22 protein-coding genes and 1 riboswitch are annotated in these 22797 nt (G+C 59.7%); of the genes, 9 read left to right on the top strand and 13 right to left on the bottom strand.

All coding sequences use genetic code 11. The features are described from left to right. Positions 1–483: 483 nt before the first annotated feature. From KBP52_RS23615 to KBP52_RS23600, 4 genes are all read right to left on the bottom strand, one after another. Complete coding sequence (locus tag KBP52_RS23615; protein ID WP_077574489.1) at positions 484–1848, bottom strand: DUF1329 domain-containing protein; 1365 nt, start codon at positions 1846–1848, stop codon at positions 484–486. A 26-nt stretch (positions 1849–1874) separates the two neighbouring features. Beyond that, complete coding sequence (locus KBP52_RS23610) at positions 1875–3764, bottom strand: DUF1302 domain-containing protein (protein ID WP_077574490.1); 1890 nt, start codon at positions 3762–3764, stop codon at positions 1875–1877. Positions 3765–4101: 337 nt separating this feature from the next. After that, positions 4102–5784 carry a fatty acid--CoA ligase gene (locus KBP52_RS23605; RefSeq protein ID WP_116031524.1) on the bottom strand — a complete coding sequence of 561 codons (1683 nt, stop codon included), beginning with the start codon at positions 5782–5784 and terminating at the stop codon, positions 4102–4104. A gap of 146 nt (positions 5785–5930) precedes the next feature. After that, positions 5931–7115: an MFS transporter gene (locus KBP52_RS23600; protein WP_077574492.1), complete on the bottom strand. Its 1185-nt coding sequence runs from the start codon at positions 7113–7115 to the stop codon at positions 5931–5933. 85 nt (positions 7116–7200) lie between these two features. Between KBP52_RS23600 and KBP52_RS23595 the strand changes: the two genes are divergently transcribed. After that, complete coding sequence (locus KBP52_RS23595) at positions 7201–7965, top strand: helix-turn-helix transcriptional regulator (RefSeq protein ID WP_077574870.1); 765 nt, start codon at positions 7201–7203, stop codon at positions 7963–7965. Positions 7966–8082: 117 nt separating this feature from the next. On the opposite strand, the gene KBP52_RS23590 is transcribed toward KBP52_RS23595, so the two are convergent. Further along, on the bottom strand, positions 8083–8712 hold the full coding sequence (locus KBP52_RS23590) for a LysE family transporter (RefSeq protein ID WP_007967726.1): 630 nt from the start codon (positions 8710–8712) through the stop codon (positions 8083–8085). Positions 8713–8803: 91 nt separating this feature from the next. On the opposite strand from KBP52_RS23590, the gene KBP52_RS23585 reads away from it, so the two are divergent. The 3 genes from KBP52_RS23585 to KBP52_RS23575 all read left to right on the top strand — a co-directional run bounded on the left by KBP52_RS23585 (position 8804) and on the right by KBP52_RS23575 (position 11647). Further along, positions 8804–9769, top strand: a complete 966-nt coding sequence (locus KBP52_RS23585) for a 2-hydroxyacid dehydrogenase (RefSeq protein WP_212621070.1) — start codon at positions 8804–8806, stop codon at positions 9767–9769. 32 nt (positions 9770–9801) lie between these two features. Further along, on the top strand, positions 9802–10800 hold the full coding sequence (locus tag KBP52_RS23580; RefSeq protein WP_077574494.1) for a class I SAM-dependent methyltransferase: 999 nt from the start codon (positions 9802–9804) through the stop codon (positions 10798–10800). Between the two features lie 51 nt (positions 10801–10851). Continuing rightward, a riboswitch (yybP-ykoY riboswitch) is annotated at positions 10852–10974 on the top strand. An 88-nt stretch (positions 10975–11062) separates the two neighbouring features. Further along, positions 11063–11647, top strand: coding sequence for a TMEM165/GDT1 family protein (locus KBP52_RS23575; protein WP_077574495.1), 585 nt, complete (start codon positions 11063–11065; stop codon positions 11645–11647). Positions 11648–11785: 138 nt separating this feature from the next. On the opposite strand, the gene KBP52_RS23570 is transcribed toward KBP52_RS23575, so the two are convergent. Then, entirely contained in the window at positions 11786–12604 is an 819-nt protein-coding gene (locus KBP52_RS23570; RefSeq protein ID WP_007912815.1) for a M48 family metallopeptidase, read from the bottom strand. A gap of 262 nt (positions 12605–12866) precedes the next feature. Here KBP52_RS23570 and KBP52_RS23565 point away from each other — a divergent pair, with 262 nt between their 5' ends. Further along, positions 12867–15008 carry a methyl-accepting chemotaxis protein gene (locus KBP52_RS23565; protein ID WP_212621069.1) on the top strand — a complete coding sequence of 714 codons (2142 nt, stop codon included), beginning with the start codon at positions 12867–12869 and terminating at the stop codon, positions 15006–15008. 207 nt (positions 15009–15215) lie between these two features. On the opposite strand, the gene KBP52_RS23560 is transcribed toward KBP52_RS23565, so the two are convergent. The 3 genes from KBP52_RS23560 to KBP52_RS23550 are packed head-to-tail and all read right to left on the bottom strand — an operon-like array spanning position 15216 to position 16328. Beyond that, positions 15216–15839, bottom strand: coding sequence for an SOS response-associated peptidase (locus tag KBP52_RS23560; RefSeq protein WP_034154341.1), 624 nt, complete (start codon positions 15837–15839; stop codon positions 15216–15218). A gap of 36 nt (positions 15840–15875) precedes the next feature. Then, entirely contained in the window at positions 15876–16136 is a 261-nt protein-coding gene (locus KBP52_RS23555; RefSeq protein WP_007912819.1) for a DUF2007 domain-containing protein, read from the bottom strand. A 9-nt stretch (positions 16137–16145) separates the two neighbouring features. Further along, the gene (locus KBP52_RS23550) at positions 16146–16328 is read right to left on the bottom strand and encodes a CPXCG motif-containing cysteine-rich protein (protein ID WP_116031510.1); all 183 of its coding nucleotides are present in this window, start codon (positions 16326–16328) and stop codon (positions 16146–16148) included. A gap of 142 nt (positions 16329–16470) precedes the next feature. Here KBP52_RS23550 and KBP52_RS23545 point away from each other — a divergent pair, with 142 nt between their 5' ends. Then, complete coding sequence (locus KBP52_RS23545; RefSeq protein WP_176091772.1) at positions 16471–17634, top strand: 1-acyl-sn-glycerol-3-phosphate acyltransferase; 1164 nt, start codon at positions 16471–16473, stop codon at positions 17632–17634. A gap of 60 nt (positions 17635–17694) precedes the next feature. On the opposite strand, the gene KBP52_RS23540 is transcribed toward KBP52_RS23545, so the two are convergent. Next, positions 17695–17973 carry a hypothetical protein gene (locus tag KBP52_RS23540; RefSeq protein WP_077574500.1) on the bottom strand — a complete coding sequence of 93 codons (279 nt, stop codon included), beginning with the start codon at positions 17971–17973 and terminating at the stop codon, positions 17695–17697. A gap of 193 nt (positions 17974–18166) precedes the next feature. Between KBP52_RS23540 and KBP52_RS23535 the strand changes: the two genes are divergently transcribed. Continuing rightward, complete coding sequence (locus KBP52_RS23535) at positions 18167–18373, top strand: hypothetical protein (RefSeq protein ID WP_108226064.1); 207 nt, start codon at positions 18167–18169, stop codon at positions 18371–18373. Between the two features lie 266 nt (positions 18374–18639). On the opposite strand, the gene KBP52_RS23530 is transcribed toward KBP52_RS23535, so the two are convergent. Further along, the gene (locus KBP52_RS23530) at positions 18640–19224 is read right to left on the bottom strand and encodes a YajG family lipoprotein (RefSeq protein WP_008086137.1); all 585 of its coding nucleotides are present in this window, start codon (positions 19222–19224) and stop codon (positions 18640–18642) included. A gap of 204 nt (positions 19225–19428) precedes the next feature. Here KBP52_RS23530 and KBP52_RS23525 point away from each other — a divergent pair, with 204 nt between their 5' ends. Together KBP52_RS23525 and mqo are read left to right on the top strand one after the other, a co-directional pair. Next, positions 19429–19662, top strand: a complete 234-nt coding sequence (locus KBP52_RS23525) for a hypothetical protein (protein ID WP_116031505.1) — start codon at positions 19429–19431, stop codon at positions 19660–19662. A 709-nt stretch (positions 19663–20371) separates the two neighbouring features. Further along, positions 20372–21880, top strand: a complete 1509-nt coding sequence (gene mqo / locus KBP52_RS23520) for a malate dehydrogenase (quinone) (protein ID WP_212621068.1) — start codon at positions 20372–20374, stop codon at positions 21878–21880. A 67-nt stretch (positions 21881–21947) separates the two neighbouring features. Here mqo and KBP52_RS23515 read toward each other — a convergent pair whose 3' ends face one another. After that, on the bottom strand, positions 21948–22235 hold the full coding sequence (locus tag KBP52_RS23515; protein ID WP_093441345.1) for a PA4642 family protein: 288 nt from the start codon (positions 22233–22235) through the stop codon (positions 21948–21950). 63 nt (positions 22236–22298) lie between these two features. After that, positions 22299–22778, bottom strand: coding sequence for a hypothetical protein (locus KBP52_RS23510; protein WP_212621067.1), 480 nt, complete (start codon positions 22776–22778; stop codon positions 22299–22301). Between the last annotated feature and the right edge of the window lie 19 nt (positions 22779–22797).

Here is a 22797-nt window from a genome sequence, read left to right as displayed (position 1 = left end):
GCTTTGGCTCCTGCTTTTGATCTGGCTTTTGATCTGGCTTTTGATTTTCGCCCCCATCGGCAGGCCGAGCGAAGGTGTTCATCCGGGGCAGGCGCGCAGCGCCGTGCGGCGTAGCCGCATACATCGAGAGGAGGTGCAGCGAAGCAAACCGTAGGCGATGCCCCCGGATGAACACCGTAGCGAGGGAACACCGAGCCTAAGCGAAGTGCCGTACGCCGGGGGCCAAGCCTTTTGGTTCCTTTTTGCTGGGCCGGCACTCCGGCGTTTGAAAAAGGGACTCGCTGTAAGAGCGAAACCGCCAGAGGCCCCAGCCACAGCAACGGATATGCCCCCAAAACCCACGGTCCAAACAAAAGATCAAAAGATCGCAGCCTTCGGCAGCTCCTACAAAAGCGGTTCGAAGGCGCGGAGGCCGCGCAAAAAAAAACGCCCCGAACCAGTCGGGGCGTTTTCACGAGGATGCGGCCTCGGTTTTACAGCGGTTTAGCGAACACCATCCTGACGCAATGCGGCCGGGGTGAAGTCGCTGGTGGTGGCAGTGAAGCCGAAGTCATACGCACTCTTCTCTTCGTTCTTCATGCCCAGTGCCAGATAGCGGCCGGACTGCAGGTCGTAAAGGGTTTCCAGGGCATACCACGGCACTTGCTTGTCGTAGTAGTTCTCGGCGTGTGCTTCAGCAACGCGCCACAGTTGACCACGACCGTCATAGTGGTCGATCACTGCTGCCTGCCAGGTGTCTTCGTCGATGTAGAAGTCACGCTTGGCGTAGATGTGACGCTGACCTTCCTTCAGGGTTGCTACCACATGCCAGACGCGGCGCAGCTCGTAACGCGCCAGGTCCTGGTTGATGTGGCCGGCCTTGATGATGTCGGCGTATTTCAGTTTCGGATCGTCGAGCTTGTAGCTGTCGGAGGCGATGTACATCTCTTTCTTGCCTTCGAGTTTCCAGTCGTAGCGATCCGGTGCACCGTTGAACATGTCGAGGTTGTCGGAGGTACGCAGGCCATCCGCCGCAGTACCCGGGCCGTCGTAGGACACTTGTGGCGCCCGACGCACACGGCGCTGACCGGCGTTGTAGACCCACGCCGAACGTGGCTCCTTCACCTGATCGAGGGTTTCGTGCACCAGCAGCACACCACCGGCCAGACGCGCTGGCGCGGTCACTTTCTGCTTGAAGTAGAACAGGATGTTGCCCGGGTTTTTCGGGTCGTAGTCCTTCATCTTGTCGCGGAACACGAACTGATCCTGGAAGTACACCAGGCTGTACGAGCCGTTCGGTTGCGGCGTGGCCTGGGTTACCAGACGGGTCACGCTGCCGCCGCGATAGCGGGTGATGTGGTTCCAGATGACTTCCACACCGCTTTTCGGAATCGGGAACGGCACTGCCGTGTCGAAGTTCTCCAGACCGTTGCCGCCGGACACCAGGTTGGTGGTGGTGGCGTTTTTCTTGATGGCGGCAAACACGTCATCCGGCACGGTCGCGCCGCGGTGTGACGGGTACACCGGCATCTTGAAGGTCTCCGGGTAACGCTTGAACATCGCGTATTGACCCGGCGCCAGCTTGTCCTTGTACTTGTCGACATCCTTGGCAGTGATGGTGAACAGCGGTTGTTCACTGGCGTAAGGGTTGGACAGGAAACCACGCGCATCGACCGTGCCGGCGTTTTTCGCCAGCGGCTTCCACGCCGGGATCGAATTGTCGGCATTGCCGGCCATTTCCGCGCCCATCGGCGTCAGGCTCTTGCCCAGTTTATCGGCTTCGGCAGCAGGCACCGCGGCCATGACGCCGGTCGCCAGCAGCGACAGACCCAGAACACCGGCGTGGAACAGACTCTTTGTTATTTTCATAAATTCGTTCGTCCTGAATGCAGTGCTTAGAAGTTCACGCCGAAGCTGAGCGCAACGAAGTCGCGGTCATCCACAGTGGTGTACTTGCCGTCAAAGAAGTTGGTGTAAGCCAGGCTCGCGGTGTAGGTGTTCTGGTATTCGGCATCAACACCCAGGCTGACCGCTTTGCGACCTTCCTCGAAGTTGCCGCCAGGGCCTGGCGAGTAACCGCTGACGTCGTGCGACCAGGCCACGTTCGGCTTGAGGTTCACACCGGCAAAGACGTCGTTGTATTCCCAGATGGCGCGACCACGGTAGCCCCACGACATTGAGGTGGTGAAGCCGTCGTTATCGCAATTGCGGCTGCGGTTGTTCTGCGGCGAACCCGGCCCGGCCCCGTTGATGGTGCTGGCGTTGAGAATGTTGGCGCAGGTGTCGGTTGTGCCAGTGGCTGGCAATTCACCCGGGCCATACACCGGATCGCGGCCATAACGCTTGTCGGAACGGCTTTCCAGCCCGCCGACGTAGGTCGCGCCGACTTCACCGACGAGGGTCAGACGGCTGGCGCCCATGACCTGATCGAAGAAGTGCGTGAACGTCGTCTGGATCTGGGTGATTTCCTTGCGCTCGTAGCCATGCAGGTCCTGACCCGGCACACCATTGAGTATCGATGCGTTGGTCAGTGCACCGCCGATCGGACGCACACCGGCGAACAGAATGTCGGTGGAGTTCAGTTGTACCGGCGCGTTTGGACGGTAGCTGATCTCACCGCTCCACGCCGTACCGGTAGGCAGAGTGGTGGAGAAGCTCAGACCGTAGAGGCGAATGTCTTCTGGATATTCGATGAAGTAGTTCGAGTTGCCCGCGACCAGCAGTGGTGCAAGTGCCGCAAACGGCCCCGGCAGAGCGCGCGCGGTGTTGTAGACCGATTGCGGAGCACCGGTGGCGCTGAAGATCGGCGCACGGCTGTGGTAGTTCATGAAGTAGGCGCCGAACTCGGTATCGAGCGGCTCGTACATGTACTTGAAGGACGCGCCCCACTGGCCGCTGTCACGGGCATCGCGGTCCGGACCACGGCGCACCAGAACGCCTTCTTCGTTGACGTTGACACCGTTGGCCGCCAATGGCCCCAAAGCGATGGCCGGGATTTGCGAACGCTTGTTCAGCACGCGCAGGTTGTCGTTGCAACCGTCGGCCACGATGTCCGGCTGCGAGAAGAACGTGCCGCAGTTGTCGACGACGGTCTGGTCCCATTCCAGCTGATAGAACGCTTCGGCCGACAGGTTTTCGGTGAGGCTCTGCGATACGTAGAACATGTTGACCGGGATCAGGCCTTCCTTGATCTCGGCGCCCGGACGACGGAACGCGGAAACGTCGATCGGGTTGATCGAGTTGATGCCGCCGCCGATGAAGGTACTTTCACCCCAGCTCACGACCTGCTTGCCCAGACGCACGGAGCCCGGCTGATCGGCAATCGAATAGTTGTGGTAAACGAAGGCGTCGAGGATCTGCCCGCCGGACGACTTGGCGCCCTCTTTGCGACCCGAGTCGCTGATGTCCTTGAACTCGCGGCTTTCATCCTTGAGTTCGAAGTCGTACCAGTATTTGCCACGGACGAACACACCGGTGTCGCCGTATTTCAGTTCAAGGTCATGGATGCCCTTGAAGATCTTCGAAAAGGTTTCACCGCTCTTGAAGTTGGCGTGACCGTCATCGGACGTCTGCGACAGGCCGTGGCCGCCGTTGTTGACGCCGATCAGGTTCTTGTTCGGGCTCTGAGTAGACCAACTGGCACCGATCGACAGGGACGAGTCGAACTGGCCTTCGATTTCACCGACGTTGAAACTGACGCCGAATGCGGGCCCGGCGAGCGAAGAGGCAAGACTGACTGCCAGAGGCAGTTTCGCCCGGCGCCAGAACTGGTTTACTGAGGTCATCGACGCTACTCCATGTGCATTATTGTTATGGCAGTGAGTACTTTTAAAAACGTCCGAAGGACCGGGTGCCAGAGACAGCCCGACGTCACTCCAAAGATGCATCGCCCCGATTTGTGCGTGTGCCCCGTTCTTAAAAATCCTTGAGCGGACTATAGCCAGCAGGTGGTACTGCTTGATCCCTCTAAAGTGTGATTTGCAGCTGCCGGCCACTCTGGAACAGTCCTTTCGCCAGTCCGACGCATGTCGGCACGGCAAGGATGGCCTAATTTTTCGATTTCACAAGCCAAGCGCTTGCTTGGTGGGTCTGGCGCGCCGTTTTCGGCGCGCCAGCAGACACTCAAAGTGTCGAGAGGAAGGTGCTGTTGTTGGCCTGCCATTCGGTGATGTCGAGGCGGATGCGCTTCTTGTCGAGCTTGCCGACACTGGTCTTGGGAATTTCGGTAACAAGGGCAATCTGACTCGGAATCGCCCACTTGCTCAGGTGGCCCAATTCCACGAACGGCTTGAGGTGTTCCTTGAGCTCGCGCGCCCCGATCACGTGCCCTTCGCGGATCACCAGCAAGGCAAACGGACGCTCGCCCCACTGCGGATCGGCGATGCCCACCACTGCTACTTCGCGTACCGCGACGTGACGGCTGATCAGGTCTTCGAGGTCCAGCGAGGAGATCCACTCGCCGCCGGTCTTGATCACATCCTTGATGCGGTCGCGGATGTCGATCACGCCCATGCTGTCGAGCGTGGCGACATCGCCGGTATGCAGCCAGCCGCCAGCCCAGAGCTCGGCACCCTTCTGCGGCTCGTTGAAATAGCCCTCGGTGAGCCACGGCGCGCGCAGCACCAATTCGCCTTGGGTCTCGCCATCGGCCGGGAGAAAGTTACCCTCGCCGTCGACAATCGCCGCTTCCACCAGCGGCCCCGGTACACCGGCCTTGATCCGGTAAGTGGTGCGTTCGTCTTCGGTGCCGGCCATCAACTCGTCATTGAGGTGCGCACAGGACACCAGCGGACCCGTTTCCGACATGCCATACGCGGCAGTCAGCTGAATGCCCCGCGCCTTGGCGGTTTCGTAAAGCGTGCGATTGAGCGCACTGCCGCCAATGACGATTTTCCAGCCGCCGAAATCGGTGCCTTGTGCGCCCTTGGCGTTAAGCAGCATTTGCAGAATGGTTGGCACGCAGTGGGAGAAGGTGACCTTCTCTTTGCGCCACAACTCCACGAGAAACTCAGGATCGTAGCGCCCCGGATAAACCTGCTTAAGGCCAAGCATGGTCGCCACGTACGGCAGACCCCAGGCGTGAACGTGGAACATCGGGGTGATCGGCATGTACACATCGTTGGTGCCGAGCAAGCGCACGCTGTCGATGGAGCCCATGATCGTCGACACGCCCATGGTGTGCAGCACCAGTTGCCGGTGGGTGAAATACACGCCTTTCGGGTTGCCGGTGGTGCCGGTGGTGTAGAACGTGGTGGCGACCGAATTTTCGTCGAAGTCCTGGAAATCGTACTGCGTACTCGCCGCCGCCAGCAGTTGCTCGTACTCGCCGACCAGATTCGGCAGATCGGCGGTTTTCTCTGGCAGATCGGTCAGCAGCAGGGTGTTCTCGACCGTGGTCAGGTGCGGTGCGATCGCCTGGTAGAGGCCGACAAACTCGCTGTTGACCAGCACAAAGCGGTCCTCGGCGTGGTTCATGGTGTAAAGGATCTGCTCCGGCGACAGGCGCACGTTGATCGTGTGGATCACCGCGCCAATCATCGGTATCGCGAACATGCATTCCAGGTAACGGTGACTGTCCCAGTCCATCACCGCCACGGTGTCACCGGCCTTCACACCGGCCGTCGTCAGCACGTTGGCCAACCGCGCCACGCGCTCGATCAGGGTCGGGTAGCTATAGCGAATCTGGTCGCGGTAAATGATCTCGCGGGTTTTCTCGTAACGGGCACCGGACATCAGCAGCCGTTTGATCAGCAATGGATACTGGTAGGCCCCATCGGCCGGGGGAATGACGCGAGTCTGCAACATAAGAATCCCTTTTCTGACTGCACGGTGTTGGCGTAGAGATTGGTACTCTAGAACCCTTATACGCCAGCCAAATCAGCCAAAGGAATGATTTGCAAAGCCGTACAAATGCTAGCTTTGCGCCAGCATTTGCCGGTTTTCGTCATCGATCAGGCGGTTTGTCCTACTGCCTCCTCGGAAGGCGTGCGTGGGAAAACCACCGCAGCGAGGAAGGTCAACGCGCCGAAACCCGCAAGAATCAAGTACAGGCCTACAAAACCATGGCGCGGTTCGACATAGGAAATCAGCGGAATCGCCGTCGCACTGGCACCGAACGATAAACAGTAACGCAGGGCGAACACCCGTGATTGCCACTGTGGGGCGACGAAGTTGGCAACCATCGCATCGTTCACTGTTACCTGCCCGAACACCACGAACATGAACGCCGCACCGAGGGCGATCACCGCCCAGCCGTCGGCATAGGCCAGCGCAAACAGCAGCGGTGCCTGGCACAGCGTCAGGACAATGAACGGCCATTTCAGGCTGAGCCGATGCAGCACTCGACCGATGCTCAACTGCGCAACCGCACCAAAGGCATAGGCCAGACTGACCACCACGCCGAGGGTTTGCGGCGAGGCGAACAGCTCATGCAAACGTTCCTGAAACAGCTTCGGATAGGTCATGGTGGTGGCGTTGAACACCACGCCGCCGGTAGCCGTGGCCAACGCCAGCACGCCGAACACCATCATCATCGAGATACGCTGGCCGGCGGCGCCTTTGAGTGGTGTGTGCGCACGCTTCGGAATCGGTTCCTCACGCACCTGCAAGGCGAAGCCAAAACCCAGCACAATCGCCACCGCCCCCGGTAACAGGAACGCTGAGCGCCAGCCGAACTGCGCCACCAGCAAACCGGTGATCAGCGCCGAAAACGCCACGCCAAGATTGCCCCACATGCCGTTGATGCCGATTTCACGGCCACGGTTTTGCGCGTAGGCCACCAGCATCGCCGTGCCCACCGGGTGATAGATCGCAGCGAAAATACCGATCAGGGTCAGGCCGATCACCAGCATCGTCGGACTGTTACTCAGGCCGGTAAAGATCGCCGAGGCGCCGATGCCGAAGAAAAACACCAGCATCATCTGCCGCCGACTCCAGTGATCACCAAGCCAACCAGCGGGCAGCGAACAGGCGCCGAAGGCAATGAAGCCGCCCAGCGACAGGCCGATCAGCGCGGCGTAATCGAGACCGAACGCTTGAGTCATGCCGAGCACGGCGGCGGGAAAAATAAGCATGAACATGTGATCGATCACATGGGCGGCGTTGATGTAGCGGATGACATTACGGGATTGATTCATGGCGGCACGCTTTACGTTGTTGTGTGGCGCTTATGCTAAGTTGGCCGTAAAGCGCATTCCTGCCAAGCAACTCATCAAATCAGACATGTTAATCAGCCACTTCGAACACGGCCCGGTGAGCGCCTACCCTCGGGATTATCTGGATGGCGCGCACCAGCCGCTGCACCTGCATCGCGAGGCGCAACTGCTGTATGCCGTCAGCGGGATCATGCGTGTGGTCACGCAATCGGGGGCGTGGGTGATTCCGCCGAGTCGCGCGGTATGGATTCCACCCGAGGTGGCGCACGAGATTTTCATGAGCGGCGATGTGCAGATGCGCTCGCTGTTCATCGCGCCAGAATTGTCACCCGCCAGCCTGCAACAGTGCTGCGTATTGGCCGTGACGCCGCTGCTGCGCGAGCTGATCCTGCGAGCCGTGCAAGGGCCGCCGCATGCCGACAATCCGCTGATTCAGCAACTGATGCTGGAGGAACTTGCCAGCCTGGAAAACCTGCCACTGCACATTCCGATGCCCACTGACCGGCGCCTGCAAAACATCTGTCTGGCAATGCTGCACACCCCCGATCATGCCAATACCCTGGAAGACTGGGCGCAGCAGGTCGGCGCTAGCTCACGCACGTTGGCACGGCTGTTTCAGCAACAAGTGCAGATGAGTTTCAACGCCTGGCGCCAGCAACTGCGCCTGATGGAAGCCCTGCCGCGCCTGCTCGCCGGGGACAGCGTGCAGCGTGTGGCGCAGGATTTGGGTTACGGCAGCGCGCGGGCGTTCAGCGCGATGTTTCGTCGTTTGCTTGGGGAAAATCCCCGCGAATATCTGAATACCCTGAGCAAGCTCAGCGAGCTTGTGTAAGACCCTGTGGGAGCGAGCCTGCTCGCGAAAGCGGTCTTTCAGCCACCAATAATGTCGACTGACCCAACGCCTTCGCGAGCAGGCTCGCTCCCACAGGTTCAAGTCGCGGTTCTGAGATCAATGCATCTCGGTAAACGCGATTTTCACGCCGAGAGCGATCAGCACCGCGCCCATCGTGCGATCAAACCAGTGGCCCATACGGGCGAAACCGGCACGCACCCGTTGCTGACTGAACAGCATTGCCACCAGACAGAACCAAAACGCAGTCGCGACCGCCAGATAAACCCCGTAACCGGCCTGCACCGCCAGCGGCGTGTGCGGATTGATCACCACGGTGAACAGCGACAGGAAGAACAGCGTGGCTTTCGGGTTCAGGCCATTGGTCACGAAGCCTGAGGTGAACGCGCCGCGAGCGGTGCGAACGCCCGCCTCTTTGTGCAGATCATCGGCCACGACTTTCGCCGGTTGCGCGCGCAGCGCCTTGAAGCCGATGTACAGCAAGTAAGCGGCTGCGGCCCATTTCAAGGCGTTGAACAGCACGATCGACTGCGACACGATCAGGCCGATCCCCAGCAACGAATAACCAACGTGGAGGAAAATCGCCGTGCCCACGCCCAGCGCGGTCCAGGTGCCGGCGCGGCGACCGTGGGTCACGCTCTCGCGCACCACAACGGCAAAGTCCGGGCCGGGGCTGGCGACGGCCAACAAGTGGATCAGTGCAACGGTCAAGAACTCGGTCCAGTACATGGGGGCTCCTTTCGGCCAAGCGTATCAATTTGTTTCATCTGGTAGGCTCGGCAGATTACGCCCAACGCTCACAGCACAAAAGGTACAGTTGATGACGAACACGCGCCGCGCCGTTTTCCTTGATCATCCTTCGCTGGATCTCGGCGACCTCGACCTCAGTCCGTTGCGCGAGTGTTTCAGCGATCTGCAGCTGTTCGCCCAAACGTTGCCCGAACAAGTCGCCGAACGCCTGCAAGGTGCCACAGTGGCGATCAGCAACAAGATCCTGATCGACGCCGTCGCGATGGCCGCCAATCCCGATCTGAAACTGATCCTGATCACCGCCACCGGCACCAACAACGTCGACCTCGCCGCCGCCCGCGCGCAGGGCATCACCGTGTGCAACTGCCAGGGTTATGGCACGCCGTCGGTGGCGCAGCACACGATCATGTTGCTGCTCAACCTCGCCACGCGTCTGGCCGATTATCAGAAAGCCGTCGGCGAAGGTCGCTGGCAGCAGGCGAAACAATTCTGCCTGCTCGACTATCCGATCGTTGAGCTGGAAGGCAAAACCCTCGGCTTGCTCGGTCATGGCGAACTCGGTGGCGCCGTGGCGCGACTGGCAGAAGCGTTTGGCATGCGCGTGTTGCTCGGGCAGATTCCCGGGCGCCGTGCTCGCCCGGATCGCCTGCCGCTGGATGAACTGCTGCCACAAATCGACGCCCTCACCCTGCACTGCCCGCTCAACGAACACACCCGCCACTTCATCGGTGCCCGCGAACTGGCCTCGATGAAACCCGGCGCCTTCGTGGTCAACACCGCACGCGGCGGCCTGATCGACGAACAGGCACTGGCCGACGCTCTGCGCGCCGGGCATCTGGGCGGCGCGGCTACCGATGTGTTGAGCGTCGAGCCACCGACCCAAGGCAATCCGTTGCTCGCGGCGGACATCCCACGCCTGATCGTTACGCCACACAACGCCTGGGGTAGTCGCGAAGCACGGCAACGCATCGTCGGCCAATTGACCGAAAACGCTCAAGCGTTCTTCAGCGGTAAAGCGCTGCGGGTCGTCAGTTGATAAACTGCGGCACTTTTTTTTGAGGAGCAGTTATGGATCCGCGCAGTGAAGTACTGCTTCGTCAGCCCGAGTTGTTCCAGGGTTCGTTGTTGTTGGCCGGTTTGCCCGCCGACGATTTGCTTGGGCGCCTGCCCAACGCATTCGGCTGGTGCTGGCATGCCGGCGATCAAGCCGCGCTGGACGCCCGTTTCGAGGGCCGCAGCCATTTCGGCGTGAACATTCCCGAGCGCGAGTTCGACAGCGCCGTGGTGTTTCTGCCCAAGTCCAAGGACCTGACCGATTACATCCTCAACGCTGTGGCCTCACGTCTGGCCGGGCGCGAAGTGTTTCTGGTCGGGGAAAAACGCAGCGGCATCGAAGGCGCGTCCAAGCAGCTCAACCCGTTCGGCAAGCCGCGCAAACTCGACAGCGCGCGGCACTGCCAGTTGTGGCAGGTGACCGTGGCCAATGCCCCGGAAGCGAAATCCCTGGAAAGCCTGGCGCAGACCTATGAATTGCCACTGGCCGAAGGCCCGTTGAAAGTCATCAGCCTGCCGGGCGTGTTCAGCCACGGTCGACTGGATCGCGGCAGCGCCCTGCTGCTGGAGCATCTGGACAAACTGCCGAGCGGCCATCTGCTCGACTTCGGTTGCGGCGCTGGCGTGTTGGGGGCTGCGGTCAAACGTCGCTATCCGCACAATCAAGTGACGTTGCTGGACGTGGATGCTTTCGCTGCTGCCAGCAGCCGTCTGACGCTGGCGGCCAACGGTCTGGAAGCTGAAGTGCTGACTGGTGACGGTATCGATGCTGCGCCGATGGGTTTGAATGCAATTCTGAGCAATCCACCGTTTCATGTCGGCGTGCACACCGATTATTTCGCCACGGAGAATTTGCTGCGAAAAGCGGCCAAACATCTGAAAAATGGCGGCGAACTACGCTTGGTGGCGAACAGCTTCCTCAAGTATCAACCGCTGATCGAAGAGCATCTTGGCGTGTGTGCGATCAAGGCTGAAGGCAATGGTTTCCGGATTTACCGGGCCAAGCGCGGCTGAAACCTCTTTTAAAAAAGAGGCTTGCTCAATCGGATTTGCCTAGGCAGAATCCGCTCCGTCCTAGGGGAGTAGTCTCCCACGAGCGCCAAGCTCGTCCGGCATACGTCAACATACTTGATCCTCAGATCATGGCGTATGCGACCCAAGCGTCCGCAGCAGACGGATCGCAGGGTTTGACAAGACCTATGACACGCACACCTTACCCGGGGCGGGAAGGCTGTACGTGTCATAGCCGTGTCGACCCGCCCCTTAGGAAATCCTGATGCTGGACTCGTTACTCGTTCCCACCGCAATCGTTGCCTTGGCCGAAATCGGCGACAAGACGCAACTGCTCGCGCTGATTCTCGCCGCTCGCTTTCGCAAACCCTGGCCGATCATTGCCGGCATCGTCGCTGCGACCCTGGCCAACCACGCAGCAGCCGGTGCGGTAGGCGCCTGGTTCGGCAGTTTCTTCTCGAATGCGACGCTGCACTGGATCCTCGCGGCGAGCTTCACAGCCACGGCGTTGTGGACGCTGGTCCCGGACAAAATGGACGACGATGAAACCAGCACCGCGCGCAAGTTCGGGCCGTTCCTGACCACGCTGATTGCTTTCTTCCTGGCAGAAATGGGTGACAAGACTCAGGTCGCTACGGTGATGCTCGCCGCGCAATATCCGGAACTGTGGCTGGTGATTATCGGTACCACGGCGGGCATGTTGATTGCCAACGTGCCGGTAGTATTGGCGGGTAACTTTGCCGCGGACAAATTGCCGCTGACCTTGATCCGTCGCCTCGCGGCGTCGGCGTTCATGATTCTGGCGATCGTTGCGGTGTACAAGGCGATGCAGAGCAGTGGCTGGGTTTGACGGCGTAAGTCGATAGACCGAGTCAGCGTTCTTCGTCGGAACGCCCCCCGGAGACAGGCTCGCTCCCACTTTGGAATGCATTCCAAATGTGGGAACGAGCCTGCTCGCGAAGTGGCCGTCAGCCGACCTGTAAATCCATCAGGATTTAGGCGCCTGTTCGTACAGCGGCATAACCTTCGGAATCGCCGCCTGCAACGAGGCAATCCGGCTGGTCGAAGCCGGGTGAGTGCTCATGAACTCCGGCGGCGAACCTTCCGACGCCTTGCTCATCTTGTTCCACAAGGTGATCGCGGCGTTCGGGTTGTAGCCAGCGCGTGCGGCCAGTTCCAGGCCGATCAGATCAGCTTCGTTTTCGTTGGCGCGGCTGTTCGGCAGGGTCATGCCGTAGTTGGCCACAGTATCGGCCAGCGCCAGACTGTCCTGACCCAGACCGAGCAACGCACCCGCGCCCTGCTTGGCCATTTCAATCCCGTACGCCTTGGACATCGCTTCACGACCGTGCTCGCGCAGGGCGTGGGCGATTTCATGGCCCATGACCGCGGCGATTTCATCGTCGGTGAGTTTCAGGCTGTCGATCAACCCGGTGTAGAAAATGATCTTGCCGCCAGGCCCGCAGTTGGCATTGAGTTCATCACTCTTGATCAGATTGACCTCCCACTGCCACTGCGCCGCATCCGGACGGAAGTTCGGCGCCTGGGCGATCAGGCGGTTGGCAATCGCCTGAACCCGCTTGGCCTCAGGACTGGTCTTGTCCAGCACACCCTTGCTGGAGGCCTCGCCGACAGTCTTCTGATACGACTGGGCATACATCTGGTCGACCTCTTGCGAGGACAGCATGCTGAACATGTACTGCTTGCGCTCCACACCCACGGCGCCGCCGCTGGTGGTGTTGACCGACTGACAACCGGCCAGCAACAGCGCTGCGCTCAGTGCACTTACAACCAATGTCTTGTTCATTCAAAAGCTCCCTGAAAACCTGCGCGTATCCTAGGCGGGTAATTGTATCGACGCCAGATACAACGGACGTATTGCAGCGACTTTCAGACGTTTCCCACTTGAGCTGTCGTAAAAAATTCACAGCGATCGCCAGGCCCGCAGCAACAGCGTCGTGCACCGATCCATTTACGACATCGGCTTGCAATTGCACCTGCTCGCACTCATGGCCCAATGCCGCCTGCCGATACATCAGCGCAGACGTCCTCTTGCGTGCGGAGCTCCCATGAAGTTCAAGTCGATCCAGTTTTCCGTCGCCGCCCTGGCCGGCGCCATCGTCCTTAGCGTGGTGGCCGCGCTGGTGCTGTACGCGCTGTTTTCCGGCGCCCGTACGCAAGAGATGGTGCAACAGCGCACCCAGGCCCAGTTCGAGCAAGTCATCGAACAGCGCCTGACTTCGCTGGCACAAACCCAGGTCAGCCAGATCCAGCGCGAACTCGAAGCGCCGCTGCTGATTGCCGGCGGACTGGTGCGGGTCAACGCCCTGCTCGGCACACCGGGCGCCGATGGCCAGCCGCGCCTGACCGTCAGCCGCGAACAACTGATCAGTCTGATCAAAGAAAACGTCGAAAAGAACCCGAAGATTCTGGGCACGTATATCGGCTGGGAAAAAAACGCCCTCGACCACAATGACGCGGCCTATGTCGGCACCAGCGTGGTCGGCATCGACGCGGCCAACGGGCGCTTCCTGCCGTGGTGGTTCCGCAACGACGACGGCACCCTCGGCCTGGACAAACTGGTCGACGTCGACGACCAGAAAACCCTGTCCACCGGCGTGCGCGCCAGCGAGTACTACCTGTGCTCGAAAGAGAGCAAAAAGTCCTGCGTGATCGATCCGGCGCCATACAAGGTCGGCGACAAGATCGTCATGCTCGCCTCCTTCATTGAACCGATCATGCTCAATGGTGCCTTCCAGGGCATCGTCGGTGCTGACCTGTCGGTGAACTTCATCCAGGAAATGCTCCTCGCTGCTAACCAGAAGCTCTACAGCGGAGCCGGGCAAATGGCCCTGATCGGCGGCAATGGCCGGATCGTTGCCTACACCAAAGACCCGAGCAAATTCGGTGAAAAAGTCAGCGACATCCTCGACGCCGAGCAGACCGCCAACATGGCCAATCTCAAGCGCGGCGAAGTGACTTACTCGGTCAACAAGGACAAGGGCCGCATCGAATTGTACCTGCCGTTCGGCATCGGCCAGACCGACGCGCGCTGGACATTGATGCTGCAATTGCCACTCAACGCGGTGATGGCTGATCTGCAGAAGCTGCAGGCCGACCTCGATGCGCAACGCAAGTCCGACACCTTCGGCATGGCCATGGTCGGTCTGCTCATCGCCGGCCTCGGCCTGCTAGTGATCTGGCTGGTCGGTCACGGCATCGCCCGGCCGCTGAAGCAGATGGTCGCGATGCTCAATGACATCGCTCAGGGCGAAGGTGATCTGACCCGCCGTTTGAGCAGCGATCGCAGCGATGAACTGGGCTCGATCGCCAAGGGTTTCAACACCTTCCTCGCCAAGTTGCAGGCGATGATCACTCAGGTGGTCACGTCGGTGCAGAGCGTCAGCGATTCCTCGGAACACACCGCTGACATTGCCATTCGCACCAACATCGGCATCCAGAAACAAATGGCCGAGATCGATCAGGTCGCCACGGCGGTGCAGGAAATGACCGCCACCGCGCAGGACGTGGCGCGCAACGCGACGCAGGCTGCACAAGCGGCCAGTCATGCCGATCAGGCGGCGAGTCAGGGCATGCAGATCGTGCGTGACACCTCGAATTCGATTGGTGTGCTGGCGGTGGAAATCGGTAAGGCGGTAGGCGTAGTGCAAACGCTGGCCAAGGACAGCGAGAACATCAACGCCATTCTCACCGCCATTCGCGGGATTGCCGAGCAGACTAACCTGTTGGCCCTGAACGCGGCGATTGAAGCGGCGCGTGCCGGCGAGCAGGGTCGTGGTTTTGCCGTGGTCGCCGACGAGGTGCGCAATCTGGCGCAGAAAACCCAGAAAGCCACCGAAGAAATCCAGAGCATGATCCAGCAACTGCAGCAGGGCACACGCGATGTCGTGCGGGTCATGGAAGACAGTCAGAACCGCACCGACGAAAGCGTGCAACACGCGGCGAAAGCGGCTGAGGCGCTGGAAAGGATTACGCAGGCGGTGTCGGTGATCAACGACATGAATACGCAGATCGCCAGCGCAGCGGAAGAACAGAGCGCGGTGGCCGATGACATCAATCGCAATGTGATCAACATCGGGCAAGTGGCCAATGAAGTGGCAGGCGGTGCGGATGAGTCGAGTTCGGCGAGTGCCGATCTGACTAAACTGGCGGAGCAGCAGCGGCGGTTGATCAATCAGTTCAAGGTCTGAAAAGCCAAGAGCCCCCTCACCCTAACCCTCTCCCAAAGGGAGAGGGGACTGACCGAGTTGTCTCCCGTCATACATCGACCTGAAATAACCAGTCGATTATGGATTCAAAGTAGAGCGTTCAAGTCGGTGTATTACTTCAATATCCCCCATTCAGTCCCCTCTCCCTCCGGGAGAGGGCTAGGGTGAGGGGCTTTTGATCTACAGGCTTTAACCCGGAGTCAAACACTCCGGCCCATTGAGCTTCGGATCATTAATCAGATTCGCCAACACCCGCTCACGCAACGCCGCCGGTTCACTCGCCAACAGCCCCTGCAACACATGCAACGGCGTCTCCGGATCCAGCCACGCCGCCTGCCCCGCCTCATCCAGAATCAACGGCCGCCGCTGACTCGACGCCGGTTGAGTAATCACCGCCGTACTCAACCACACCTGTTCCTGTACCGGATACGCCTCCCAGATCGCCGCAAAAAACAGTGACGAGCCTTCCCCCGGCGTCAGCCAGAACGGCCGCTTGCGCTGCGTTCCACGCCACTCGTAAAAACCATTCGCCGGCAGCAGGCAGCGACGTTGACGCAGCGCCTCACGGAACATCGGCTGCTCGGCAACCGTTTCGGCACGGGCATGCGCCGGTGTTTTCGACAAATCGGTCAGCCACGGCGGCGTCAATCCCCAACGGGCGCGGGCCAGAGCGCGCTGGCCATCTTCACCGGCACGCAGCATCAACACCGAATCATTGGGGGAAATGTTCCACTGCGCCTGCTGATCGGCGGGAAAACCTGGCAGGGCCGCGAAATCGCGGTTCCAGCGAAACAGGGCATAACGTCCACACATGGGGCAACACGACTCTGAAGTAAAACGAAGCTCAGCCTAACAGACCAGCGTCCCGGGGAAGCTCTCCGGTTCATCGCCGGGCAGCGGCAGCGCGGCATTGTACGCGGTGATCAGCTCGCGGGCGTATTCGGCCTGATCGTTATCCACAGACAAGCCCAACAGACCGAAGATCGGCAGCTCGCCCGTACCACCGAGCAAATCGCGGCCAATCAAGTGCGCCTCGATGCCTTCGCTGGCGAGCATGCCCTTGAGCATTTCACCTTCCATCAGGTTTTCCGGCTCGTAGATTCGCTGCATGGGCGCCCCTCACTCGTTTTCGCTGAAGACTTCCAGAAACCAGTGCTCTTCATGGACCTGCAAGACGAACGTTATGGGCCGGCAACACACCTGACAGTCTTCGATATAGGTCTGATCGCCGCCGGACAAGTCCACCGTCGTCTCGACAGGCTCTCCACAATAGGGACATTCGTATTCAGCAGGTTCCAGCATCGCGGTCTCCCAAGTGACTTGTGCGTATAATCGCCGGTCTATTTGCAGGGCTATTTTTGTCTGGCTACTTTTTCAGACCGTGCCCCGCGGGTTTTCGATCAAAACCTTTACTTACCCTAGCCGTTTCCAACAAGAGAGCATGATGGGCGAATTCGATGCCATCCGACCTTACGACGACAGCGAAGTACCTGTGGTACTGGCAAGACTGCTCGGCGACAAGGCGTTTCTAGATATCCTCACCCACTTCCGCTTCCCGCGTTTTGCCGGTGCTTTCGGCTGGATGCTCAAACCACTTATAGCCCATCGGCTGCGTCGTGAGTTCGCCGACGTGACCTCAGTGGCGACTTTGCAGGACAAGGTCGAGTCCTACGTCGACCACACCATCGAGCGCGCCACCGACGGCGTGACCTACACCGGTGTCGAGCAATTCAAGTCCGGCAGCGCCTATCTGTTCATCGCCAACCACCGCGACATCGTGATGGACCCGGCCTTCGTCAACTATGCCGTGTACCACGCCGGCCTGCCGACGCCGCGCATCGCAATTGGCGACAACCTGCTGCAAAAGCCGTTTGTCAGCGATCTGATGCGTCTGAACAAGAGCTTCATCGTCCACCGTTCGATCACCGGCCGTCGCGAGAAAATGGCCGCGTATCAACTGTTGTCGGCGTACATCAACCATTCGATCCGCAACGATTGCGCCTCGATCTGGATCGCTCAGGCTGAAGGTCGGGCGAAGGACGGCGACGACCGTACCGAGTCGGCGATACTCAAGATGTTCCACATGAGCCGCAAGGACGAGCCGTTCGGCGAAGTCATTCGCTCGTTGAACGTCACCCCGGTGTCGATCAGCTACGAATACGACCCGTGCGACCAGGCCAAGGCCCGCGAGCTGTTCATCCGCGCCACCACCGGCACCTACGCGAAAGCGCCGGGTGAGGATGACGTGAGCATCGCCAAGGGCATCACCGGCTACAAGGGCCGCGTGCATGTGAACTTTGCCGCGCCAATCACCGAGCTGTTCGAAGACACCAAGCAATTGGCGGTCGAAATGGACAAGCAGATTCTCGGCGGCTACCGGTTATTCCCGGTGCATTACCTGGCGTATGCGCAGTGGGCCGATGCTGATCCGCAGTTGAATGTGCCGAAAGCTGCCGAGGTATTCCCGGCGGATGAACTGGCCAAGGCGCAGGAAGAATGGCAGAGCCGGCTGGATGCGTGCCCTGCAGAGCACCGTCCGTATCTGGTGTTGCAATATGCGACGCCGGTGCGCAATCAGTACCGGGTCAAGGCTGGGTTGCCGTTGTAAGCGGTTTCCACCTGACGCAAAAACGGCGCCTTCGGGCGCCGTTTTTTATGCCTGAAGCTTTTAGAAGCGCGTGCTGATCCAGGAAACGACCAGGGCCAGAGCGAGGCAAGCAAAACCGAAGCGATAGAAAAACCGGTTCATGCGCAAGGTCGCCCAATCCAGGATCGGCTCGGCATTCGGCTGCGCCTGACGCTGGGCGGCAATGCTGGCCATCGCGCGCTGTTCACGGCGGCGGGTGGCGTGCAGCAGCCAACTGCCGGGAAACGCCAACAGCAACGCCAGCAGGTTGATCAACTTGGCGGGATGGGCGGTAAACAGCGTCATCAAGTGCAGCGACATCACAGACCTCTATCTGAACCGGTATGGCAGACGCCAGATCGACGACCGCGGCGCGAATTCTACCGAAACCTTGCTTCCCTGCCCCAGCCTTTGCGACAAATTACCTGACAATCGACCGATGGCTGTCCTGTGTCACGGCTTCGTCATGTGGATAGGCCACCCTGCGCGCCTCGAAACACACATGGAACGCGAAATGCTTCACGCTGAAAACCAGGATCGTCTGTACCTCATCACGCCTTATGAAGAACAACAGAGCCTCGTCGGTAGTCTTGCCTTCAATGTTCAGGATCGCCATTGGCTGGTGTATTGCGCGCTAGGTGGGCATCAGCATGCGGATTTGCCTGAGACGGATTTGCTGACGGGCGTGAGCGTGCTCGACTTTTACTCTCAGGCTGCCTGAAAGCAAAAGCCCCCTCACCCTAGCCCTCTCCCAGAGGGAGAGGGGACTGACCGAGGTGTTTGGTCGAGGTACATCGACCTGAAATATCCAGCCGAACTCAGATTCTGAAAAGCCCCCGATCGGCTCCCTTTCCCCCTCGCCCCCCTGGGGGAGAGGGCTGGGGTGAGGGGGATCGATCTCCCATACGACACAAATTCCAACCCTGACACCCACAAAAAAGCCCGAAACCATCACTGGCCCCGGGCTTTTTCACATCCGCCGAAAACTTACTCAGCCAAAACCTGACCCACAGTCGGGTCCTTGAACAGACGCGTCAACGCATCGCTCAACACATCGCTGACCAGTTTGGTGTTGGTTTCCTGATTCGGCGCCATGCCGAAGCGCTGGTCCAGCGAAGCACCGTAACGACCGCTGTAACGGCGGTTGGCGTTCTGCACGTCGGAGCGGAAGGTTGCGCCGATGGTCGCTTCGGTCACGTACATGCCTTCTTTCGGCGACTGATACTTCAGCTCGGCCAGGGTCACGGTCAACTGCGGAGCATTCGGTGCGTTATTGGTCGGGGTGAACCCGAGCAGACGCACGGCGGCTTCAGCCTGAGCCTGCAGCTTGGGCAGGATCTGCTCGCGCTGCACGGTGATGGCGCTGGTTTCCGGGTACAGGCCGCCACGGGTACCGAGGGTTGGCGACGGACGACCGTCAACCACACGCACGACAACGGGCTGGCCACGGCCGACCGCTGGCAGCTGGGTGGTCAGCTTCGGCTCCGGGTTCAGTTGTTGCGGGCTGTGGGCGCAGCCGGCCAGGGTCAAACCGGCCACAGTGATCAAACCGAACAACAGGCGTTGCAACATGCTCTTCTCTCCAGAATCAGGCACAAACAGGCCGGCAGTATAGCGGTGGGCCACTGCGGGTAACCAGCGCCCGACAGTGAATAATGAAATGTCTGACAAACCCTTGGGAAAGCGGTTCCTGTCACAGATTATTCACCCGCCATACACGTTCACGTCACGGCGCCTTGGCAACCTTGCAATCAGTCCCCCACAAGGTACTCAACCATGCGTTATCTGATCTCGTTGTTCGCACCGCGCCCGCTGCACCGCAGCTTCGCCCTGCTCGATCGCAATGGCCATTGCCAGGCATTCAAGCAGTGCAGCCTGCAACCGATGGGCGACGGCTGGGTGGAAATCGAAGAAATCCGCCTCCACTGGTTGCACCAGCCACTGCCCGCCAGCGCCCGCGTCATAGCGTCGCAGCCCCGTGCACGGGTGCAAGCGATGTTGAGCATCTGACCGGATGCCTAATAAAAGTCATTAAACACGAGCAACTGCCCGCATTTCTTCGATACAATCTCCCCCCGATTATAAGGACGTCTCCTGATCGGGCCCCGCAACAGCGTCAATGCGCATGCATCTGACATCAAAATCGCCCACAGAGAGCCGCCCACACAGATCGAGTGAAGTTGGCGCGCTTGCCTGTTCTTCCGGCAAAAACCCCGCTTTTCGCGAATCTGCAGAGCTGTCATGACGCTCGGCCACCGCGTTGTTTTTGCCCTCGGGCAAGGTGCCAGGCCTGGACAGCCCTTTTTTGAGGTTCACGTCTTCAAAAGAGCGTGAAAAAAACGGGTTTTCACAACTTCACAAGAGTGTGGCGAGCAAATGAAAAGTTTTGCGTCTGAACATGCACCATTAGCGTCTGAAACAGCCCAACGACACAGGACCGGGTATACCTCGAATATCGGAGCCTGAAGCCTGTCCGCTACGGATTTGGTTGCACAAAAACGGATGTCTCGACCATAAGTCGAATTGCCAGCTGCGTGCTGAAATGAGTTCATGGAGCTCTTGAAAGCCAAGCCGCATACATCCGTCGAAGTTGCGAAAAATTGCGAAGATTCGGACATGGCGAACCTGACCACGGATAGCTGGGGCATAACTGATCTGTCCCGGAACGCCTGGCAGCCATGCCGACAATTTGGTGCTGCAGATTTTGGAGACGCGTTAAATGGCGCATAACGAAGCAGTCGACGTAGTTCTGGTTGGGGCGGGCATCATGAGTGCCACCCTGGCCGTGCTGCTCAAAGAGCTCGACCCCGCGATCAAGCTGGAAGTCGTCGAGCTGATGGATTCCGGTGCTGCCGAGAGTTCCAACCCTTGGAACAACGCCGGCACCGGTCACGCTGGCCTTTGCGAGCTGAACTACACGCCGCAAGCCGCCGATGGCACCGTCGACATCAAGAAAGCCGTGCACATCAACACCCAGTTCGAGGTGTCGAAGCAGTTCTGGTCGTACCTGACCAAGAAAGGCACCTTCGGCTCATGCAAATCCTTCATCAGCCCGGTGCCGCACCTGAGTTTCGTCCAGGGCGACAAAGGCGTTTCCTTCCTCAAGGAACGTTTCGACGTCCTGCACAAGCATCACGCCTTCTCCGACATGGAGTACACCGAAGACAAGGCCAAGATGGCCGAGTGGATGCCGCTGATGATGCCGGGCCGCTCGCCGGACGAAGTCCTCGCCGCGACCCGCGTGATGAACGGCACCGACGTCAACTTCGGCGCCCTGACCAATCAGTTGCTCAAGCACCTGACCAGCGCGCCGGACACGCAAGTCAAATACTGCAAGCGCGTCACCGGCCTCAAGCGTAACGGCAGCGGTTGGACCGTCAGCATCAAGGACGTCAACAGCGGCAGCAGCCGTGAAGTCGACGCCAAGTTCGTTTTCCTCGGTGCTGGCGGCGCGGCGCTGCCGTTGCTGCAGGCCTCGGGCATCGAAGAAAGCAAAGGCTTCGGCGGCTTCCCGATCAGCGGCCAGTGGCTGCGTTGCGACAACCCGGAAGTGGTCAAACAGCACCAAGCCAAGGTTTATAGCCAGGCTGCCGTAGGTTCGCCACCGATGTCGGTGCCGCACCTCGACACCCGCGTGGTCGACGGCAAGAAATCCCTGCTGTTCGGGCCATACGCCGGTTTCACCACCAAGTTCCTCAAGCACGGTTCCTTCATGGACCTGCCGCTGTCGGTTCGCGCCGGCAACATCGGGCCGATGCTGGCCGTGGCGAAAAACAACATGGACCTGACCAAGTACCTGGTCAGCGAAGTGATGCAATCGATGGAACAGCGTCTGGATTCCCTGCGCCGTTTCTACCCTGAGGCGAAAGCCGAAGACTGGCGCCTGGAAGTGGCCGGCCAACGGGTGCAGATCATCAAGAAAGACCCGAAAAAGGGCGGCATCCTGCAGTTCGGTACCGAACTGGTCTCGGCCAAGGATGGTTCCCTCGCCGCCCTGCTCGGTGCTTCGCCAGGCGCGTCGGTGACCGTTTCGATCATGCTCGAACTGATCGAGAAGTGCTTCCCAGCCAAGGCCAAGGGTGAGTGGGCTGGCAAACTGGCCGAGATCTTCCCGGCCCGTGAAAAGGTCCTGGAAACCGATGCTGCGCTGTATCGCAAGATCAACACGCAGAACAACATCGCGCTGGAGCTGGTTGAAGAAAGCAGCGAGACCCCAAGCTACGCTTGATCACGCCGCATAAAAAACGCCCCGTACTCAGTGAGTACGGGGCGTTTTTTTATGACTGGGAAAAGCCTCAGGTGCGGGACTTTTCGATCAGCTCGATGTATTCCGGGGCGTTGCGCTGATCGGCGATCAGCTCAACGAAGGTCTTGCCCTGCTCGTCTTTGCCATCAACGTCATAACCGGCAGCGACGAAGAAGCCCAGAAAACGCTCGAAGTCATCGATACGCAGGCCACGGTAGGCCTTGATCAGTTTGTGCAGCGACGGCGAAGTGGCGTCGACCGGCTCAAAATCGAGGAACAGCTTGATCTGCTCATCGCCGATCTCGTCACCAATCACTTGTTTCTTATCTTTACGCATTGCCGACTCCAGCTCGCAGACATTACACGGGGCGGGCAGTTTACCCCTGCCCGGCCGCCCGGCTCAACGCGATCGCACAGCGCCGGTGTGCAAATCGGCCCAGATATGGCCGTTGGCGTAACTGAGGAATTGCACATACACGGTGTCATTGCGCAGCAGATCGATGATCACGCGGTATTGAGCCTGTGGATAAAACAGTGTCAGGGTTTTGCTCTTGTCGTCGTAGATCGGCTTTTTCAGGCTTTTGCTTTCGCCGTCGAAATTGACCAGCACCTGGGTGATCGTCGCGCCCTTGTTCAGGGATTTGCCTTTGAGGCGGATCATCAATGGCGACGTAACCGGAATCGGCTGCTGATTGGACTGGCGTTGCGCGCCGATCACTACGGAATAGTCGGTGACCTGCATGAGTTGCTGCTGCTCGGGTTCGGCATCGCGTACGGTCAGATCGTCCGGCGGCAGGAATTGGCTGTGCATCGGCGCGGCGGACAGTGGCAGGCTGAGGGCCAGCAACAAGGCGGCAAAGCTGCGGATCAAGAGGCTCATGGCTGGCTCCGGGGACGGG

It is taken from the genome of Pseudomonas sp. SCA2728.1_7 (assembly GCF_018138145.1).
Lineage (GTDB): Bacteria > Pseudomonadota > Gammaproteobacteria > Pseudomonadales > Pseudomonadaceae > Aquipseudomonas > Aquipseudomonas koreensis_A.
The sequence above is the reverse complement of the archived record's forward strand: the minus strand, read 5'-3'. Positions and strand labels throughout refer to the sequence as shown.

What these genes read in the sequence shown, in the direction of transcription:
- KBP52_RS23550 (WP_116031510.1), bottom strand. Translation starts at nt 16,328, where the DNA reads ATGCTGGAACCTGCTGAATACGAATGTCCCTATTGTGGAGAGCCTGTC.
- KBP52_RS23530 (WP_008086137.1), bottom strand. Translation starts at nt 19,224, where the DNA reads ATGTTGCAACGCCTGTTGTTCGGTTTGATCACTGTGGCCGGTTTGACC.
- KBP52_RS23570 (WP_007912815.1), bottom strand. Translation starts at nt 12,604, where the DNA reads ATGAACAAGACATTGGTTGTAAGTGCACTGAGCGCAGCGCTGTTGCTG.
- KBP52_RS23565 (WP_212621069.1), top strand. Translation starts at nt 12,867, where the DNA reads ATGAAGTTCAAGTCGATCCAGTTTTCCGTCGCCGCCCTGGCCGGCGCC.
- KBP52_RS23605 (WP_116031524.1), bottom strand. Translation starts at nt 5,784, where the DNA reads ATGTTGCAGACTCGCGTCATTCCCCCGGCCGATGGGGCCTACCAGTAT.
- KBP52_RS23555 (WP_007912819.1), bottom strand. Translation starts at nt 16,136, where the DNA reads ATGCAGCGAATCTACGAGCCGGAAAACCTGATGGAAGGTGAAATGCTC.
- KBP52_RS23580 (WP_077574494.1), top strand. Translation starts at nt 9,802, where the DNA reads ATGGATCCGCGCAGTGAAGTACTGCTTCGTCAGCCCGAGTTGTTCCAG.
- KBP52_RS23525 (WP_116031505.1), top strand. Translation starts at nt 19,429, where the DNA reads ATGCGTTATCTGATCTCGTTGTTCGCACCGCGCCCGCTGCACCGCAGC.
- KBP52_RS23600 (WP_077574492.1), bottom strand. Translation starts at nt 7,115, where the DNA reads ATGAATCAATCCCGTAATGTCATCCGCTACATCAACGCCGCCCATGTG.
- KBP52_RS23575 (WP_077574495.1), top strand. Translation starts at nt 11,063, where the DNA reads ATGCTGGACTCGTTACTCGTTCCCACCGCAATCGTTGCCTTGGCCGAA.
- KBP52_RS23535 (WP_108226064.1), top strand. Translation starts at nt 18,167, where the DNA reads ATGCTTCACGCTGAAAACCAGGATCGTCTGTACCTCATCACGCCTTAT.
- KBP52_RS23545 (WP_176091772.1), top strand. Translation starts at nt 16,471, where the DNA reads ATGGGCGAATTCGATGCCATCCGACCTTACGACGACAGCGAAGTACCT.
- KBP52_RS23585 (WP_212621070.1), top strand. Translation starts at nt 8,804, where the DNA reads ATGACGAACACGCGCCGCGCCGTTTTCCTTGATCATCCTTCGCTGGAT.
- mqo (WP_212621068.1), top strand. Translation starts at nt 20,372, where the DNA reads ATGGCGCATAACGAAGCAGTCGACGTAGTTCTGGTTGGGGCGGGCATC.
- KBP52_RS23560 (WP_034154341.1), bottom strand. Translation starts at nt 15,839, where the DNA reads ATGTGTGGACGTTATGCCCTGTTTCGCTGGAACCGCGATTTCGCGGCC.
- KBP52_RS23615 (WP_077574489.1), bottom strand. Translation starts at nt 1,848, where the DNA reads ATGAAAATAACAAAGAGTCTGTTCCACGCCGGTGTTCTGGGTCTGTCG.
- KBP52_RS23590 (WP_007967726.1), bottom strand. Translation starts at nt 8,712, where the DNA reads ATGTACTGGACCGAGTTCTTGACCGTTGCACTGATCCACTTGTTGGCC.
- KBP52_RS23610 (WP_077574490.1), bottom strand. Translation starts at nt 3,764, where the DNA reads ATGACCTCAGTAAACCAGTTCTGGCGCCGGGCGAAACTGCCTCTGGCA.
- KBP52_RS23540 (WP_077574500.1), bottom strand. Translation starts at nt 17,973, where the DNA reads ATGTCGCTGCACTTGATGACGCTGTTTACCGCCCATCCCGCCAAGTTG.
- KBP52_RS23515 (WP_093441345.1), bottom strand. Translation starts at nt 22,235, where the DNA reads ATGCGTAAAGATAAGAAACAAGTGATTGGTGACGAGATCGGCGATGAG.
- KBP52_RS23510 (WP_212621067.1), bottom strand. Translation starts at nt 22,778, where the DNA reads ATGAGCCTCTTGATCCGCAGCTTTGCCGCCTTGTTGCTGGCCCTCAGC.
- KBP52_RS23595 (WP_077574870.1), top strand. Translation starts at nt 7,201, where the DNA reads ATGTTAATCAGCCACTTCGAACACGGCCCGGTGAGCGCCTACCCTCGG.